This window comes from Bacillus sp. FJAT-49736, from assembly GCF_018343615.1.
Classification (GTDB): Bacteria; Bacillota; Bacilli; order Bacillales; family Bacillaceae_C; genus Margalitia.
The window spans coordinates 39,653-57,792 of the sequence record NZ_JAGYPI010000006.1; the positions used below are offsets into that span (position 1 = coordinate 39,653).

General features: G+C 39.1%; 18 protein-coding genes and 1 other annotated feature. All 18 genes read right to left on the reverse strand.

The window, feature by feature from the left end:
- Nucleotides 1-111 precede the first annotated feature (111 nt).
- The 18 genes from fusA to KHA87_RS20975 all read right to left on the reverse strand — a co-directional run bounded on the left by fusA (nucleotide 112) and on the right by KHA87_RS20975 (nucleotide 18,139).
- Nucleotides 112-2,190, reverse strand: a complete 2,079-nt coding sequence (fusA, locus tag KHA87_RS20890) for an elongation factor G (RefSeq protein ID WP_213096070.1) — start codon at nucleotides 2,188-2,190, stop codon at nucleotides 112-114.
- A 50-nt stretch (nucleotides 2,191-2,240) separates the two neighbouring features.
- Nucleotides 2,241-2,711 (reverse strand): 30S ribosomal protein S7, encoded by a 471-nt coding sequence (gene rpsG, locus KHA87_RS20895; RefSeq protein ID WP_213096071.1) that lies wholly within the window; start codon nucleotides 2,709-2,711, stop codon nucleotides 2,241-2,243.
- 41 nt (nucleotides 2,712-2,752) lie between these two features.
- Complete coding sequence (gene rpsL / locus KHA87_RS20900; protein WP_055737797.1) at nucleotides 2,753-3,172, reverse strand: 30S ribosomal protein S12; 420 nt, start codon at nucleotides 3,170-3,172, stop codon at nucleotides 2,753-2,755.
- Nucleotides 3,173-3,275: 103 nt separating this feature from the next.
- Nucleotides 3,276-3,524: a 50S ribosomal protein L7ae-like protein gene (locus KHA87_RS20905; protein ID WP_213096072.1), complete on the reverse strand. Its 249-nt coding sequence runs from the start codon at nucleotides 3,522-3,524 to the stop codon at nucleotides 3,276-3,278.
- A gap of 137 nt (nucleotides 3,525-3,661) precedes the next feature.
- Nucleotides 3,662-7,258, reverse strand: coding sequence for a DNA-directed RNA polymerase subunit beta' (rpoC, locus tag KHA87_RS20910; protein ID WP_213096073.1), 3,597 nt, complete (start codon nucleotides 7,256-7,258; stop codon nucleotides 3,662-3,664).
- A gap of 112 nt (nucleotides 7,259-7,370) precedes the next feature.
- Nucleotides 7,371-10,931, reverse strand: a complete 3,561-nt coding sequence (rpoB, locus tag KHA87_RS20915; protein WP_213096074.1) for a DNA-directed RNA polymerase subunit beta — start codon at nucleotides 10,929-10,931, stop codon at nucleotides 7,371-7,373.
- Nucleotides 10,932-11,182: 251 nt separating this feature from the next.
- Nucleotides 11,183-11,785 (reverse strand): class I SAM-dependent methyltransferase, encoded by a 603-nt coding sequence (locus KHA87_RS20920; protein ID WP_213096075.1) that lies wholly within the window; start codon nucleotides 11,783-11,785, stop codon nucleotides 11,183-11,185.
- Nucleotides 11,786-11,868: 83 nt separating this feature from the next.
- Nucleotides 11,869-12,234 (reverse strand): 50S ribosomal protein L7/L12, encoded by a 366-nt coding sequence (rplL, locus tag KHA87_RS20925; RefSeq protein WP_249310703.1) that lies wholly within the window; start codon nucleotides 12,232-12,234, stop codon nucleotides 11,869-11,871.
- A gap of 67 nt (nucleotides 12,235-12,301) precedes the next feature.
- A complete protein-coding gene (rplJ, locus tag KHA87_RS20930; RefSeq protein ID WP_213096076.1) occupies nucleotides 12,302-12,802 on the reverse strand; it encodes a 50S ribosomal protein L10 in 501 nt (166 codons plus the stop codon).
- 39 nt (nucleotides 12,803-12,841) lie between these two features.
- Nucleotides 12,842-12,991: a sequence feature (ribosomal protein L10 leader region), on the reverse strand.
- 45 nt (nucleotides 12,992-13,036) lie between these two features.
- Nucleotides 13,037-13,735, reverse strand: coding sequence for a 50S ribosomal protein L1 (rplA, locus tag KHA87_RS20935; RefSeq protein ID WP_213096077.1), 699 nt, complete (start codon nucleotides 13,733-13,735; stop codon nucleotides 13,037-13,039).
- A gap of 120 nt (nucleotides 13,736-13,855) precedes the next feature.
- Nucleotides 13,856-14,281 (reverse strand): 50S ribosomal protein L11, encoded by a 426-nt coding sequence (gene rplK / locus KHA87_RS20940; RefSeq protein WP_213096078.1) that lies wholly within the window; start codon nucleotides 14,279-14,281, stop codon nucleotides 13,856-13,858.
- Nucleotides 14,282-14,452: 171 nt separating this feature from the next.
- A complete protein-coding gene (gene nusG / locus KHA87_RS20945; protein WP_213096079.1) occupies nucleotides 14,453-14,986 on the reverse strand; it encodes a transcription termination/antitermination protein NusG in 534 nt (177 codons plus the stop codon).
- 236 nt (nucleotides 14,987-15,222) lie between these two features.
- A complete protein-coding gene (gene secE / locus KHA87_RS20950; protein ID WP_213096080.1) occupies nucleotides 15,223-15,405 on the reverse strand; it encodes a preprotein translocase subunit SecE in 183 nt (60 codons plus the stop codon).
- Between the two features lie 37 nt (nucleotides 15,406-15,442).
- On the reverse strand, nucleotides 15,443-15,586 hold the full coding sequence (gene rpmG, locus KHA87_RS20955) for a 50S ribosomal protein L33 (RefSeq protein ID WP_213096081.1): 144 nt from the start codon (nucleotides 15,584-15,586) through the stop codon (nucleotides 15,443-15,445).
- A gap of 133 nt (nucleotides 15,587-15,719) precedes the next feature.
- Nucleotides 15,720-16,358 carry an RNA polymerase sporulation sigma factor SigH gene (gene sigH / locus KHA87_RS20960; protein WP_213096102.1) on the reverse strand — a complete coding sequence of 213 codons (639 nt, stop codon included), beginning with the start codon at nucleotides 16,356-16,358 and terminating at the stop codon, nucleotides 15,720-15,722.
- An 83-nt stretch (nucleotides 16,359-16,441) separates the two neighbouring features.
- Nucleotides 16,442-16,951, reverse strand: a complete 510-nt coding sequence (locus KHA87_RS20965) for an NYN domain-containing protein (RefSeq protein ID WP_213096082.1) — start codon at nucleotides 16,949-16,951, stop codon at nucleotides 16,442-16,444.
- Nucleotides 16,952-16,953: 2 nt separating this feature from the next.
- Nucleotides 16,954-17,697 carry a 23S rRNA (guanosine(2251)-2'-O)-methyltransferase RlmB gene (gene rlmB, locus KHA87_RS20970; protein ID WP_213096083.1) on the reverse strand — a complete coding sequence of 248 codons (744 nt, stop codon included), beginning with the start codon at nucleotides 17,695-17,697 and terminating at the stop codon, nucleotides 16,954-16,956.
- Nucleotides 17,698-17,713: 16 nt separating this feature from the next.
- Nucleotides 17,714-18,139, reverse strand: a complete 426-nt coding sequence (locus KHA87_RS20975) for a Mini-ribonuclease 3 (RefSeq protein WP_213096103.1) — start codon at nucleotides 18,137-18,139, stop codon at nucleotides 17,714-17,716.
- Between the last annotated feature and the right edge of the window lies 1 nt (nucleotide 18,140).

The following is an 18,140-nucleotide window of genomic DNA, read 5'->3' on the forward strand; positions in this document are numbered from 1 at the left end:
TTTAAAAATTAGTTTAAATAAGTATATATGGTGCTTAAAAGATGTGTACATCATCTTTTAAGCAGTCATAGCATATAATGTATTTATACTTTATTAAAGGCGATAAATCAATTATTCACCTTTATTTTTTTTGATAATTTCTTCAGAAATAGATTTTGGAACTTCTTCATAGTGATCAAAGTGCATAGAGAACACTCCACGACCTTGTGTGCTAGAACGAAGTGATGTTGCATATCCAAACATTTCTGAAAGTGGAACCATCGCACGAACTACTTGTGCATTTCCGCGAGCTTCCATACCTTCAACACGTCCACGACGCGCTGTAATTTGACCCATGATATCACCTAAATATTCTTCAGGGATAACTACCTCAACCTTCATAACAGGCTCAAGGATTACAGGGTTACATTTTGATGCAGCATTCTTAAGCGCAAGAGATGCAGCAATCTTAAATGCCATTTCACTTGAATCGACATCATGGTAAGAACCATCATATAGTTTTGCTTTAACATCAACAAGTGGATATCCAGCAAGAACTCCTCGGTCAAGTGCATCTTCAAGTCCAGCTTGCACCGCAGGGATGTATTCACGAGGAACCACACCACCGACAATTGCATTTTCAAACTCGAAGCCTTTTCCTTCTTCGTTTGGTGAGAATTCAATCCATACGTGACCATACTGTCCACGTCCACCTGATTGACGAGCAAACTTACCCTCAACCTGTGCAGATGAACGGAATGTTTCACGATATGAAACTTGAGGTGCACCAACGTTTGCTTCTACTTTAAATTCACGTTTCATACGGTCAACAATGATATCTAAGTGAAGCTCGCCCATACCGGCAATAATGGTTTGTCCAGTTTCTTGATCAGTATGTGCACGGAATGTTGGATCTTCCTCTTGTAGTTTTTGTAATGCTGTAGACATTTTGTCTTGATCAGCTTTTGATTTAGGCTCTACGGATAACTCAATAACTGGTTCTGGGAATTCCATTGATTCTAAGATTACAAGGTTCTTTTCATCACATAGAGTGTCACCAGTTGTTGTATCTTTCAATCCTACCGCAGCTGCGATATCACCAGCATGAACTTCTGAAATTTCAGCACGGTGGTTCGCATGCATTTGAAGAATACGACCTACACGTTCGCGTTTACCTTTAGTGGAGTTTGTTACATAAGAACCTGATTGTAACGTACCGGAGTAAACACGGAAGAATGTTAATTTACCAACATACGGGTCAGTCATAACTTTAAATGCTAATGCAGCAAATGGCTCATCATCACTTGAATGCTTTTCGATTACTTCATCGGAATCAGGAGCAGTACCTTTAATTGCAGGTACATCTAATGGTGATGGAAGATAGTCGATAACCGCATCAAGCATTAATTGAACACCTTTGTTTTTAAAAGCAGATCCACAAATTACTGGGTAGAATTCTACATTACAAGTACCTTTACGAATTGCAGCTTTTAGTTCCGCAACAGTGATTTCTTCACCGCCAAGGTATTTTTCCATTAGCTCTTCATCCAGTTCAGCTACTGCTTCTACTAGCTTTTCACGATATTCTTCTGCTTTATCTTTATATTCAGCAGGAATTTCAGTTTCTTCGATTTCAGTTCCCAAATCGTTACCATACATAATAGCCTTCATTTCAACAAGGTCAATAATACCTTCAAATTGATCTTCAGCTCCGATTGGTAATTGGATTGCATGGGCATTTGCTTGCAAACGATCATGCAAAGTACCTACTGAATATAAGAAGTCCGCACCAATTTTATCCATTTTATTAACGAATACAACACGTGGTACTCCATATGTTGTTGCTTGGCGCCATACTGTTTCTGTTTGTGGCTCAACTCCGGATTGGGCATCAAGAACTGCTACCGCACCATCAAGTACACGAAGGGAACGTTCAACCTCAACAGTGAAGTCTACGTGTCCTGGTGTATCGATAATGTTAACGCGGTGACCTTTCCACTGCGCAGTTGTTGCGGCGGATGTGATTGTAATACCACGTTCTTGTTCCTGCTCCATCCAGTCCATTTGAGACGCGCCTTCATGAGTTTCACCGATTTTATGAATTTTACCAGTGTAATAAAGAACACGCTCAGTAGTTGTCGTTTTACCAGCATCGATGTGTGCCATGATACCGATATTACGAGTATTTTCTAGAGAGAACTCTCTTGCCATGTGGTTTTCACCTTCCTTGTATGAGTAAGTTTTTTAAATTGAAGGTTTGATTACCAACGATAGTGAGCAAACGCTTTGTTCGCTTCAGCCATCTTATGAGTATCTTCGCGTTTCTTAACAGATGCACCAGTGTTGTTAGCTGCATCTAGAATTTCATTAGCAAGACGCTCTTCCATCGTTTTTTCTCCACGAAGACGAGCATAGTTTACTAACCAACGAAGACCTAAAGTTGTACGACGATCAGGTCTTACCTCAACAGGAACTTGATAGTTTGCACCACCTACACGGCGAGCTCGTACTTCAAGTACTGGCATAATGTTCTTAAGAGCTTGATCGAACACTTCGATAGGCTCTTTACCTGCACGTTCACGAATTAAATCAAAAGCATTATATAAGATAGTTTGAGATTTACCTCTCTTACCATCTACCATCATCTTGTTGATTAAACGTGTAACTAGTTTTGAATTATAAATAGGATCTGGTAAAACGTCTCTCTTTGCTACTGGACCTTTACGTGGCATTATGTTTTCCTCCTTTCAAAAGGGTTTTATCGTATTGTGTATTATTTTTTCTCTTTTGGTTTCTTAGTACCGTATTTTGAACGGCCTTGCATACGCTTATCAACACCTGCAGTATCTAACGCACCGCGAACGATGTGATAACGAACACCCGGTAAGTCCTTTACACGTCCACCGCGAATTAATACAACGCTGTGTTCTTGTAAGTTATGGCCAATACCCGGGATATATGCCGTTACCTCGATACCGTTTGTTAAACGAACACGAGCATATTTACGCAATGCAGAGTTCGGTTTCTTTGGTGTCATTGTACCAACACGAGTACATACCCCACGTTTTTGAGGTGAAGATAAATCTGTGTTTACTTTCTTAAAGCTGTTATAGCCTTTGTTTAATGCTGGTGACTTTGACTTCTCGATTTTAGATTTACGAGGTTTGCGCACTAATTGGTTAATAGTAGGCATTTATGTTTCCTCCCTTCACTTTTTATAAGCCCACACATCCAGGTGGTTCATTTTAAAGCAAAAACAAAGTTCTTGCAGTTCCAACGATCTGCAAAAACAGTTTTTAATAACTGATTGCAACAGCTGCCGCACCCACATCAATACCACATGCTTTACCAAGCTTTTTCATAGAATCTACTTCTATTACAAGTATTTTCAGTTCACCAGCAACTTGAATGACCTTTTTTGTTACGGAAGGATCCGCATCCGTTGCTACAATAAGTTCATTCACTTTGTGGGATTTTAGTGCTTTCACTGCTTGCTTTGTTCCTATAATTATACTTTTCGCCTGCAATACTTTTTCATAAGACATATTCATATCCTCCAAAGCATCAGGTAATGATTGATAGGAGCACCTTGAATATAGTATCATTTTCATTTTTTAATGTCAATAAAAATTATTACTTTCTTAAAGAGAAATTGCCGGCCTTTATCGGCCGGCAACCATTTTTACTGCTCTACTAACACGCTTTCTTCGTCTTCCACAATTTGTGGAGTTGCTTTCCGATAACGCTGCATGCCAGTTCCGGCTGGGACTAACTTACCGATAATAACATTTTCTTTTAATCCAAGTAACTCATCACGTTTACCTTTGATTGCTGCATCGGTTAACACACGAGTTGTTTCTTGGAAAGATGCTGCAGATAAGAAGGAATCTGTTTCAAGGGAAGCTTTCGTGATACCCAATAATACAGGTCTACCTGTAGCAGGCATTTTTCCTTCAATTAACGCTTGTTCATTAGCATCTGTAAATTGATGAATATCGAGTAATGAGCCTGGTAATACGTCGGTATCACCTGCGTCCACAACTCGTATTTTTCGAAGCATTTGTCTTACCATAACCTCAATATGCTTATCGCCAATTTCCACACCTTGCATACGATAAACCTTTTGTACTTCACGCAGTAAATATTCTTGTACAGAATTTACATCGCGTACTTTCAACAATTCTTTTGGATCTATAGAGCCCTCTGTTAATTCCTGACCACGTTCAACTCTTGAATTAACCGCAACTTTTAAACGTGATGTATAAGGAGCACTATATGTTTTTGTTTCAACGTCTCCCTGAACAGAGATTTCGTGTTGACGGTCTCTACCTTCATTAATAGCAACAACAACACCATCAATTTCAGAAATAGTTGATACCCCTTTTGGATTACGCGCTTCGAATAGCTCTTGAATACGCGGTAAACCTTGTGTGATATCGTCACCCGCAACCCCACCGGTGTGGAATGTACGCATTGTTAACTGTGTACCTGGCTCACCAATTGATTGAGCGGCGATGATACCAACTGCTTCACCAACCTCAACTTCCTGGCCAGTAGCTAGATTTCGACCATAACATTTTTTACATACGCCATGGCGAGTATTACATGTAAAGGCAGAACGAATCCATACACTTTCAATACCTGTATTAACAATCTCCTTAGCCAGATCTTCGGTAATTAGACCATTTTCAGGTACTAATACTTCACTGGTTTCAGGATGCTTTATCGCTTTTCTAGCGTATCTTCCGATTAAACGCTCTTCTAAGCTTTCAATTACCTCTGTTCCTTCTCTTAAAGCACCAACAAGTAGTCCGCGATCAGTGCCACAGTCGTCTTCACGAACTATGACATCTTGCGCAACGTCTACTAATCGACGTGTTAAGTATCCAGAATCGGCGGTCTTCAAGGCTGTATCAGCAAGACCTTTCCGTGCACCGTGCGTGGAGATAAAGTATTCCAACACTGTTAACCCTTCACGGAAAGATGACTTAATCGGCAACTCAATGATTCTACCAGCCGGGTTCGCCATCAAACCGCGCATACCAGCAAGCTGTGTAAAGTTAGATGCATTACCACGGGCACCAGAATCACTCATCATGAATATCGGGTTGCGCGGATCTAATGATTCCATTAGTTTCCCTTGAATTGTGTCCTTCGCAGCAGACCAGATAGAGATAACACGATCATATCGTTCATCTTCCGTAATCAAACCTCTTCTAAATTGTTTCATTACGTTATCTACTTTAGCCTGTGCTTCCGCAAGAATATGTTCCTTTTCACCCAATACAACGATATCAGCTACACCGACAGTAATACCTGCCTTAGTTGAATACTTAAAGCCTAGATCCTTCATGCGGTCAAGCATTTTGGATGTTTCGGTAATTTGGAATCTTTTAAATACCTCAGCAATAATATTCCCTAAGAATTTTTTAATAAATGGTTTTATAATCGGTTGATTTTTAATAAATTCTTTGACGTCAACATTCGTATCAACAAAATATTTTTCTGGAGTTTTTTCTTCCAAATTGGTTTTTGTTGGTTCATTAATATACGGGAATGATTCCGGCAGAATTTCATTAAAAATCAATTTACCAACCGTTGTAATTAGCAGTTTTTTACGCTGTTCTTCTGTAAAGGTCTGGTTATTAACCGTTCCGGCATGGACTGCAATTCTTGTATGAAGATGAACATAACCATTTTGGTATGCAAGAAGAGCTTCATTAATATCATTAAAGATAGTACCTTCTCCTACTGCATCTTCACGTTCTAATGTTAGATAATAATTACCCAAAACCATATCCTGAGATGGAGTAACAACCGGTTTACCATCCTTTGGATTTAAAATGTTTTGTGCAGCCAACATTAACAAACGCGCTTCCGCTTGAGCTTCCGCAGATAACGGAACGTGAACGGCCATTTGATCCCCGTCGAAGTCGGCGTTATATGCCGTACATACTAGAGGGTGAAGACGAATGGCTCTACCTTCCACCAAAGTAGGCTCAAATGCTTGAATACCTAATCTATGCAAAGTTGGGGCACGGTTTAGAAGAACTGGATGTTCCTTAATAACTTCTTCTAATACATCCCAAACTTCAGGGGAAAGTCTTTCAATTTTTCTTTTTGCACTTTTAATATTATGTGCTAATCCTTTTTCAACAAGTTCTTTCATAACAAATGGCTTGAATAACTCAATAGCCATTTCCTTTGGAAGTCCACATTGATACATTTTTAGATTTGGACCAACGACAATAACGGAACGACCGGAATAATCTACACGTTTTCCAAGTAGATTTTGACGGAATCGACCTTGCTTTCCTTTCAACATATGAGAAAGTGATTTAAGCGGACGATTTCCTGGTCCAGTTACCGGCCTACCACGGCGTCCATTATCTATAAGTGCATCTACCGCCTCTTGAAGCATCCGTTTTTCATTTTGAACGATGATGCTAGGGGCACCAAGATCCAATAAACGTTTAAGACGATTGTTACGATTGATCACTCGACGATATAAATCATTTAAATCAGATGTAGCAAAACGGCCACCCTCAAGCTGAACCATTGGTCTGAGTTCTGGAGGAATGACTGGAAGAACATCTAGAATCATCCAGTCTGGTGAATTTCCTGAATGACGGAACGCTTCTAAAACTTCCAAACGCTTAATCGCACGAGTACGACGCTGCCCTTGTGCAGTCTTCAGTTCTTCTTTTAACTGGTCCACTTCTTTATTCACATCAATGTCCTGAAGAAGTTTTTTAATCGCTTCTGCACCCATTGCGGCATGGAATTTATTTCCGTACTTTTCGCGATATGCACGGTATTCCTTTTCGGAAAGAAGCTGTTTCTTTTCTAATGCCGTATCACCTGTTTCTGTCACTACATAAGAAGCAAAGTAAATTACTTCTTCCAAAGCACGCGGTGACATATCAAGTACAAGGCCCATTCTGCTCGGAATTCCTTTAAAGTACCAAATATGCGAAACAGGTGCAGCGAGTTCAATATGTCCCATACGTTCACGTCGAACTTTTGCTCTTGTTACTTCAACACCACAACGATCACATACTACACCTTTATATCTTACACGCTTATATTTACCACAATGACATTCCCAGTCCTTTTGAGGGCCAAAAATCCGCTCACAAAATAAACCGTCTTTTTCAGGTTTAAGTGTACGGTAATTAATAGTTTCTGGTTTTTTTACTTCTCCGTAAGACCATGAACGAATTTTGTCTGGTGAAGCAAGACCAATTTTCATATACTCAAAATTGTTTACATCTATCAAGGGGTCTACCTCCCTTTTAGTCTATAGGTTCTACCCTTAAATAAAGGCCAGAAATCAGAAATCTCGCATCTATCGGATGCTGATTTCTGGTTTCCAGCTATTTGGCCATTTCTTACTCTTTTGATGCGACGATTTCAATTTCTTCTTCTTTTGATTCAGGGGCGATGTTTAGAGTATCTGCTTGGTTAGCATCATCTTCGTCCTCTAAATCACGCATTTCGATTTCTTCGTCATCACTTGATAGAATTTTTACATCCAAGCCTAAACTTTGTAGTTCTTTAATGAGTACTTTAAACGATTCTGGTACACCTGGTTCAGGTACGTTTTCACCCTTCACGATGGCTTCGTACGTTTTAACACGTCCCACCACGTCATCCGATTTAACTGTCAGAATTTCTTGAAGAGTATATGCTGCACCATATGCTTCGAGTGCCCATACCTCCATCTCACCAAAACGCTGTCCACCAAATTGCGCTTTACCGCCAAGTGGTTGCTGTGTTACTAGCGAGTATGGTCCTGTTGAACGAGCATGAAGCTTATCATCAACCATGTGGGCCAATTTAATCATATACATAATACCAACGGATACACGGTTATCAAAAGGTTCTCCAGTTCGACCGTCATAAAGAACTGTTTTAGCATCATTTGCCATTCCAGCTTCTTCAATCGTATCCCAAACATCTTCTTCGGTTGCTCCATCAAATACTGGTGTAGCAACATGGATACCTAATGTTCTAGCAGCCATACCAAGGTGAAGCTCAAGCACCTGCCCGATGTTCATACGTGATGGTACGCCCAGTGGATTTAACATAATATCGACTGGTGTTCCGTCTGGTAAGAACGGCATATCTTCTTCAGGAAGAATTCTAGAGATAACCCCTTTATTACCATGGCGGCCCGCCATTTTATCCCCTTGGTGAATTTTACGTTTTTGAACAATATATACACGAACTAGTTGATTTACACCTGGAGGTAATTCATCCCCATCTTCACGATTGAAGACTTTAACATCAAGGACAATTCCTCCACCTCCGTGTGGTACACGTAGAGATGTGTCACGTACCTCGCGAGCTTTTTCTCCAAAGATTGCGTGTAATAGACGTTCCTCTGCAGTAAGTTCTGTTACACCTTTTGGGGTAACCTTACCGACAAGCAGGTCGCCATCTTTTACTTCCGCCCCAACTCGAATAATTCCACGTTCATCTAAATTGCGGAGAGCATCTTCCCCAACGTTTGGAATGTCACGCGTCATTTCTTCAGGTCCAAGCTTCGTATCACGAGCCTCAGATTCATATTCTTCGATATGAATAGATGTATACACATCATCTTTTACAAGTCTTTCGCTCATGATGATCGCATCTTCGTAGTTATAACCGTCCCAAGTCATGAAGGCAACTAGTACGTTTCTTCCTAATGCTAATTCAGCTTTTTCCATTGAAGGTCCGTCTCCAAGTACCTCACCCTTTGTAACACGGTCACCAATCTTTACAATTGGACGTTGGTTATAGCATGTTCCTTGGTTAGAACGAATAAATTTTTGTAGCTTATATTTATCCAGATCACCTTTAACTTCTTGACCATCAATCTCTTTCACACGACGTACCCAGATAGAACGTGCCTCAACATGCTCAACAATACCATCATGCTTACAAATGACAGCAGCACCAGAATCCTTAGCAGAAACATACTCCATACCAGTACCAACAATCGGAGCTTCTGGCTGCATTAGCGGAACAGCTTGACGCTGCATGTTCGCACCCATTAGCGCACGGTTGGAGTCATCGTTTTCCAAGAACGGAATACATGCTGTCGCGGCTGAAACTACCTGTTTCGGAGAAACATCCATGTAATCAACACGATCACGTTTAACCGCAGTGTTTTCCCCTCTAAAACGAGAAATAACTTCTTCGTCGATAAAAGAACCATCATCGGAAACTCTTGCATTCGCTTGGGCAACTACATAATTATCCTCTTCATCGGCAGTTAAATAATCGATATGATCTGTTAACTTGCCTGTCTCCGGATCAACACGTCGATAAGGCGTTTCGATAAAACCAAATCGATTTACCTTCGCAAACGTAGACAAAGAGTTAATCAAACCGATGTTCGGACCTTCAGGTGTTTCAATCGGACACATACGACCATAATGCGAATAGTGTACGTCACGGACTTCCATCCCTGCACGTTCACGAGTTAAGCCACCAGGTCCCAATGCTGAAAGTCTTCGCTTGTGCGTTAACTCTGCAAGAGGATTCGTTTGATCCATGAATTGAGATAATTGGGAGCTTCCAAAAAACTCCTTAATCGCAGCAATAACCGGACGGATATTAATTAATTGCTGTGGTGTAATTGTATTTATATCTTGAATAGACATTCTTTCACGTACTACACGTTCCATACGTGATAGACCGATGCGGAATTGATTTTGCAATAATTCTCCTACTGAACGTAAACGTCTATTTCCTAAATGATCGATATCATCCGTATCGCCAACGCCATGAAGCAAATTAAAGAAGTAACTAATGGACGCGATTATATCTGCTGGAGTTATATTCTTAACCGCTTCTTCAACATTCGCATTGCCGATAACATTGATTACTTTTTCCCCATCATCTATTGGAGCATAAATCTTAATAGATTGAAGAACAATATCCTCTTCCACTACTCCTCCAACCTGGGAATACGCTTTAAAGCCAGTGCCATTCTCTAGATTCGGAAGGATTTTATCAAGTGTTCTACGATCTAGCAGGGTACCTTCTTCTGCAATAATTTCTCCAGTTTCAGGGTCAGCTAAGGTCTGAGCTAATTTTTGGCCGAATAAGCGATTCTTCAGATGAAGTTTTTTGTTAATCTTATATCGTCCAACATTCGCTAAATCATAGCGTTTAGGATCAAAGAAACGAGAAACCAAGAGACTCTTTGCATTTTCTACAGTTGGAGGTTCTCCTGGACGGAGTCGCTCATAGATTTCTAAAAGTGCTTTCTCCGTGCTTTCGGTATTATCCTTTTCAAGCGTATTTCGCAAATACTCATTATCGCCTAATAAGTCGATAATTTCTTGATCAGAACCAAATCCGAGTGAACGCAAAAGAACGGTAACAGGCAATTTTCTAGTACGATCGATACGAACATACACAACATCTTTCGCATCAGTTTCATACTCCAGCCAAGCTCCACGATTAGGAATTACTGTTGCAGTGAAACCTTGCTTACCGTTTTTGTCCATTTTCCCACTGAAATACACGCTTGGTGAACGAACAAGCTGTGAAACAATAACACGTTCTGCTCCATTTATAATAAATGTCCCAGTTTCTGTCATTAACGGGAAGTCACCCATAAACACATCTTGATCTTTTACTTCACCAGTTTCCTTATTGACTAGACGTACTTTGACACGAAGAGAAGCGGAATATGTAACATCACGCTCTTTTGATTCATCGACAGAGTACTTTGGATCACCGAGACTGTAATCAATAAATTCTAAAGAGAGATTCCCGGCAAAATCTTCAATTGGTGAAATGTCTTGGAACATTTCCCTCAAACCCTCATCCAAAAACCACTTATAAGATGCGGTTTGTATTTCAATAAGATTTGGTAATTCTAGAACTTCACTAATGCGCGCGAAACTCCTACGCTTTCGGTGACGTCCATACTGAACTAGTTGACCTGTCAACTGATTCACCCCTCAAATCATGCGTTTTGGTTGGCATCTATTAAAGTCTTATGATAGGTCAACCACCCTGCCATAAGACAAAAAGAAAAAGGGTTTTTCAATTAAAAACCGCAATTTTCACATGACGAACTATTATTTTATAAGTATTTTCCATAACTTCCATAAATTATACTTGACATTTTGAATTTATGAGAGGTTAAGAAAAATATGATATTGGCATTTTATAATATTATCATAGCCCCGTATTCAAGTCAACATTTTTCCGCCTTAAAAATATAATAACCTTTATCCTTACATACCACTTCTACTTCGCCAAAAATTTCCTCTAACTTATTCTTAGCCGAAGGAGCACCTTGTTTTTTCTGTATAACCACCCAAAGCTCACCATCGGTTCTTAGGTATTCGAAGCTTCTTGTTAGTATATCATGAACAACTTCTTTTCCCGCACGAATAGGTGGGTTTGTAACAATGGCGGAAAAATTTCTATCCGACACATTCTCAAAACGGTCACTTTCGTATATTTTCACATTGGAGATATGATTCAGAGCGGCATTTTCCTTTGCGAGCTCAATAGCTCTTTGATTGACATCAACCATATGTACTATGCTCTTAGGCAGCACACTTGCAATCGATAACCCGATCGGTCCATAACCACACCCAACATCAAGAACAGGTCCTTCCACCTTCGGGAGTTCAAAGCTCTCAATTAATAACCTTGAACCAAAATCAACCTCACTCTTAGAGAAAACCCCTTGGTCTGTTTTAAATTGAAAGGACTTACCCATAAGCGTGTAATTCCAGTATACCGGCTTACTTTCAATTTTAGGATTTTTGGAATAGTAATGTTCGGTCACCTACACACATCCTTTCCCTATTCTTTTAAAGAATAGACAAAAAAAGCCCGCTTTAAACAGCGAGCTTTTTCAGGTCTAGATGATTACTTAACTTCAACGCTAGCTCCAACTTCATCAAGTTTAGCTTTGATTTCTTCAGCTTCTTCTTTAGATACGCCTTCTTTAAGAGCTTTCGGAGCGTTATCAACAACTTCTTTCGCTTCTTTAAGGCCAAGACCTGTAAGTTCACGAACAACTTTAATAACTTTGATTTTTTGATCTCCTGCATTAGCAAGAATTACATCAAATTCAGTTTTTTCTTCAGCAGCGCCACCAGCAGCAGCTCCACCAACAACCGCAACAGGAGCAGCAGCTGTTACACCAAATTCTTCTTCAATAGCTTTTACAAGATCATTTAATTCAAGAACTGTCATACCTTTGACAGCTTCAATGATTTGTTCTTTAGTCATTTTTATATCCTCCTAATAAGTTTCATTATAGTTTAAATAATATAATTCAGTTCTAGCTTTCGCTATATTAAGCGCCTTGTTCTTCCTTTTGATCAGCAACTGCCTTAGTAGCAAGAGCAAAGTTGCGGATTGGAGCTTGAAGTACGCTAAGCAACATAGAAAGTAAGCCTTCGCGAGACGGAAGTTCAGCAAGAGCTTTAATTTCCTCAACTGTTGCAGTGTTTCCTTCGATAACACCTGCTTTGATTTCAAGAGCTTCGTGTTTTTTCGCGAAATCATTTAAAATCTTCGCTGGAGCTACAACATCTTCAGTACTGAATGCGATCGCGTTCGGACCTACTAATGCTTCGTTAAGACCTGTGATTTCTGCTGCTTCTGCAGCACGACGAGATAGTGAGTTTTTGTAAACTTTAAATTCAATGCCAGCTTCCCGTAGTTGTTTACGAAGTTCTGTTACTTCTGCAACATTTAAACCACGGTAATCTACAACAACCGTAGAAACACTAGCTTTGAATTTTTCAGCAATCTCTTGTACAACTACTTTCTTTTGTTCGATTGCGTTGCTCATCTTTACACCTCCTATAGATTTACTAGATGAACACATTTATACCGCAAAATAAAACCCCCAGATCTATTAAGACATGGAGGTTTTATGCATATAGCCATTAAAAGACTATATAAATATATCGCATTACCTCGGCAGGAAATTAAGCTACTAATGAGCACCTGCTGTCTTTGGTACAAATGTTATTCTATTTAACAACGTATTAAATATTAACAGACATTTGGAAGTAAGTCAATATTATTTTACGTTAAAAGAAGAAGGGTCAACTTTTACGCCAGGTCCCATAGTTGAAGTAATAGAAACACTCTTCATATAAGTACCTTTTGCAGCAGCTGGCTTAGCTTTTACTAACGTTTCAAAGATTGTTGCAAAGTTTTCAGCCAACTTATCTGTATCAAAAGAAACCTTTCCTACAGGAACATGGATAATACCGGCTCTATCTAAACGGTATTCAACCTTACCAGCTTTAATTTCGTTGATTGCTTTCGTCACGTCAAATGTAACTGTACCAGTTTTAGGGTTTGGCATTAAACCTTTAGGTCCAAGCACACGACCTAATTTACCAACTTCGCCCATCATATCTGGTGTAGCAACGATTACATCAAACTCAAACCAACCTTGGTTGATTTTGTTGATATAGTCAGCATCGCCAACATAATCAGCACCTGCTGCTTCCGCTTCTTTCGCTTTTTCACCCTTCGCGAATACTAATACGCGTTGAGTTTTACCTGTACCATTTGGAAGTACGACAGCACCACGAATTTGTTGGTCCGCTTTCTTAGGATCAACTCCAAGACGGAAAGCAACTTCAACTGTTGCATCAAACTTTGTATAACTTGACTTTTTCACAAGTTCAACCGCTTCATTTACTGCATAAAACTTTGAACGGTCAACTAGTTTAAAAGCTTCAACATACTTTTTACCTTTTTTAGCCATTCTATTTTTCCTCCTCGAATGTGGTTTTAACGGAATAACCTCCCACGAATAAAGGTTGCGAGCGAAAAATTTTGCGCATCGCAACCCCGTCGGACAAAAAAACCAATTGTTTCACATGGATTAATCTTCGATTGTGATACCCATGCTGCGTGCAGTACCTTCAACCATACGCATTGCTGATTCAACACTAGCCGCATTTAAGTCAGGCATTTTAGTTTCAGCGATTTCACGTACCTTGTCACGCTTAACAGTTGCAACCTTTTTACGATTAGGCTCACCTGAACCTGACTCGATACCAGCTGCTTTTTTAAGTAAAACCGCAGCAGGTGGGGTTTTTGTAATGAATGTAAATGAACGGTCTTCAAATACCGTAATCTCTACAGGGATAATTAAGCCAGCTTGATCTGCTGTACGAGCGTTAAATTCCTTACAGAATCCCATGATATTTACACCGGCTTGACCTAGTGCAGGACCGACTGGTGGAGCTGGGTTCGCTTTTCCAGCAGGGATTTGTAGTTTTACAATTTTGATTACTTTTTTAGCCACGAGACACACCTCCTTAAGTCCGTGATGTGGTAATAGGGGTAGCCCCTCCCACTCATCTTATGAAATCTTTATTTTATTAAAGATATATATTTGTTCAGTTTTCTCGTTGAGAATAAATACTGACCTAAAGAATATTACCATTTCTAAAAAAATATTTCAAGTTGTTTAGGTTCATATTTTATCAATTTGTGTAAAAACAAGATCCACCGGTGTTTCACGTCCAAACATATTGACACTCACCTTAACACGACCCTTGTCGCGGTCAATATCTTCGATTTTACCAGTAAAATTCGCAAATGGTCCTTCTTTCACAGTAACAGTTTCACCAATTTCAAAATTAACATCTACACGTTTTTCTTCCATACCCATATGTTTCAAGATAACATTCACTTCTTCTGGTAAGAGTGGAGTTGGTTTCGATCCGGAACCTGCGGAACCAACAAACCCTGTAACTCCTGGAGTGTTGCGAACCACATACCAGGAATCATCAGTCATAATAAGCTCCACTAGCACATATCCAGGGAAAACTTTTCTTTTTACAACTTTTTTCTTCCCATTTTTCATATCTGTTTCTTCTTCTTCTGGAACAACTACCCTGAAAATCTTATCTTGCATTCCCATTGATTCAACACGTTTTTCTAAATTTGCTTTTACTTTATTTTCATAACCTGAATACGTATGAACAACATACCAATTCTTTTCCATTAACGTAGGACCTTTGTCCGTCCCTCCCTAATATAATTAACTGTTTTGTTACAGCAAAATACTATTCTTTGTCTAGTGCAAGCGGCGTCAAGTTCAAGCAGCCATCGGCTAGCAAATTTCTAATCCAAATGAAAAAACCCGTTAAACGGGCTAAAAGGATCAAACAATGATTATTTTCCATTATACCATGGAAGATGGTAAGTTATTCAAGATAAACTTTTATTTTTTCTATTGATTTAAAAACTAAGAATCCATTTTACAAGATTAGATATTCCATAATCTACGATAACAAAAAATACAGTTAAAAAAACTACTGTGCCAATTACTGTTAACGTATAGTTTGTTAGCTCCTTGCGCTTAGGCCAGCTAACCTTTCTCATTTCAGAAGCAACATTACTAAAAAACTTTCCAATTGACATCCTTCGTACCTCCAAAAAAAACAAATATAAGGAATTGCTACTTTGTTTCACGATGAGTTGTATGGGCATTGCATTGCTTGCAAAACTTCTTAAGTTCTAGTCTTTCCACTTGTGATTTGTGGCTAGTTGTGTAATTACGGGTTCCGCATTTTTCACAAGCTAACACGATTTTTCCTTGCATGATAACACCTGCAATCTATATAAATCCTATTTTCTATCAAAATTAAAAGAATTACGAAAAGTATATAATAAATATATCATTCTTTTTAAGAAATTAACATGTAAAATCTCCATTTGTCAATATAAGGATTGTGTTACAAGCTAAATTCACGTACCTCTAGATAGCGCTCTAGTTTTCTCTTAACCCGCTGCAATGCATTATCAATAGATTTCACGTGGCGATTTAATTCCTCTGAAATTTCCTGGTAGGACTGACCGTCAAGATACAATGCCAATACCTTTCTCTCTAAATCACTTAAAAGTTCGGATATTTTACCTTCTATATTGTCATATTTTTCCCGATTAATAAGTAGTTCTTCAGGATTCAACATTTTTGCACCAGTAATAACATCCATTAGTGTGCGATCTGATTCTTCGTCATAAATTGGTTTATCAAGAGAAACATATGAGTTAAGCGGAATATGCTTCTGCCGGGTGGCTGTTTTGATAGCAGTTATAATTTGGCGGGTAATACAAAGCTCAGCAAATGCCTTAAAGGAGGTAAGCTTGTCCTCTTTATAGTCGCGAATCGCCTTATAAAGGCCAATCATGCCTTCTTGAATAATGTCTTCTTTATCTGCACCTATTAAAAAATAAGAACGTGCTTTAGCCCTGACAAAATTTCGATACTTATGAATGAGATAATCTAACGCTTCACTATCTCCATTATGTACAGATTCGATCAATTGCTCATCTTCCATGATTTCATACTTATTGTTATGCGCGACCTCCATTTTTAGGTTCACATAAATCCCCCCGAACGCGAAAAGCAATAGATAGAAATATTATACATTACTGAATTTTCAAGCGTCAACAATCATTCCTTGCCTCTTCTTAATTTTTCGAAAAATTCAGCTACCTCGTTACTTAATGGAATTCTTGAAACAGGCCTTTCCTCTTGAATTTCCTTCACATTTTTTGTGATATTTTGATTATTCATTTCTACTTCCGTTAATAACTCTCTAGCGGAAATACGCAATGCCCCCTGGCCAAAAATTGCCCATTGTTCCGTATAATCCGAGGTAGCTACATGAATCTGAGTTTTTTTATTGTTAAGCTCTATCGCCATTTTTTCAATTCTTTCATCCGCGGACTCATTTTCTCTTGTATAAATGACTTCTACATTGTGATGACGATACTTTTTTTGGATTCCTTTGACATAATGTGCATCAAAAACAACGATTACCTTAAAACCTGTGTATCCCTGATACTCAGCCATTTTTTCAATTAATCGGTCTCTTGCTGCACTCAGGTTTGTCTTCTTCAGCTTCCTAAGCTCTGGCCAAGCACCAATGATGTTATATCCATCAACAAGCAATATATCCATCTTTATTCACCAATAGGATATCGTTGTCGGTAAACCTCATAAATTAATAAACTTGCTGCCACAGAGGCATTTAATGATGTAACATGGCCAACCATCGGTAAATGAATTAGAAAATCACAGCTCTCTCTTATCAGCCTGCTAATTCCTCTTCCCTCACTACCTATAACTATCGCTAACGGAAGAGAACTATCCATTTTGCGATAATCTTGGCTGCCCTTCGCATCAGTACCAAATATCCAAATTCCCCTTTCTTTTAATTCTGCAATGGTTCTTGCTAAATTTGTTACCCTTACTACCGGAACGTGTTCAATTGCGCCAGTAGAAGCTTTTGCGACCGCTCCCGTTAAACCAACCGCTCTCCTTTTTGGAATAATAATCCCGTGCACTCCCGCTGCATCCGCTGTTCTTAAAATAGAGCCTAAATTATGAGGGTCTTCCAATTCATCCAAAATTAAAAAGAATGGTGCTTGTTGTCTTTTTTCCGCTCTTGCAAATAAATCATCCAATTCAGCATATTTATAGGCAGCGACTTGTGCAACTACACCTTGGTGATTTTCACTTACCATCTGATCTATTTTTTGTTTTGGGACGAATTGTACCAAGACCCTAGCTTCCTTCGCCAATTGAATAATTTGCTGCATCTGCCCTTTTTGTGATCCTTCAGCAATCCAAATTTTATTAATTTCCCTTTTTGATTTCAATGCTTCCATCACCGGATTTTTTCCGCCAATAAAATCTTGAGCCATTACATACCCTCCTATCTTAAAAAATCTTTTCCGCTTGGTTTTCGGCAATTTCAATGGACATATTTATTAACGCTTCCATTCTAGTCTTATTCTCCGATAAGTATAAATAACCGATTAATGCCTCAAATGCTGTACTATGCCGATAAGTCTGCACATCTGTATTTTTGGGAACCGTTCCAGACTTTGCGTTTCTTCCTCTTTTTACAATAGCTTGTTCTTCTTCTGTTAATACTTCTCTTTGATAGAGTTCTTTTAAAATTGCCGCTTGAGCCTTAGCAGATACAAATTTGGTTGCTTCACGATGAAGCTGATTCGGCTTTGTTTTTCCTAGTAGGAGTAGATGGTGACGCACATGAACCTCATAAATGGCGTCACCCATGTAAGCAAGAGCAAGACTGTTTAACCCCTTAACATCAAAGCTATGGATATTTATATCGGACATC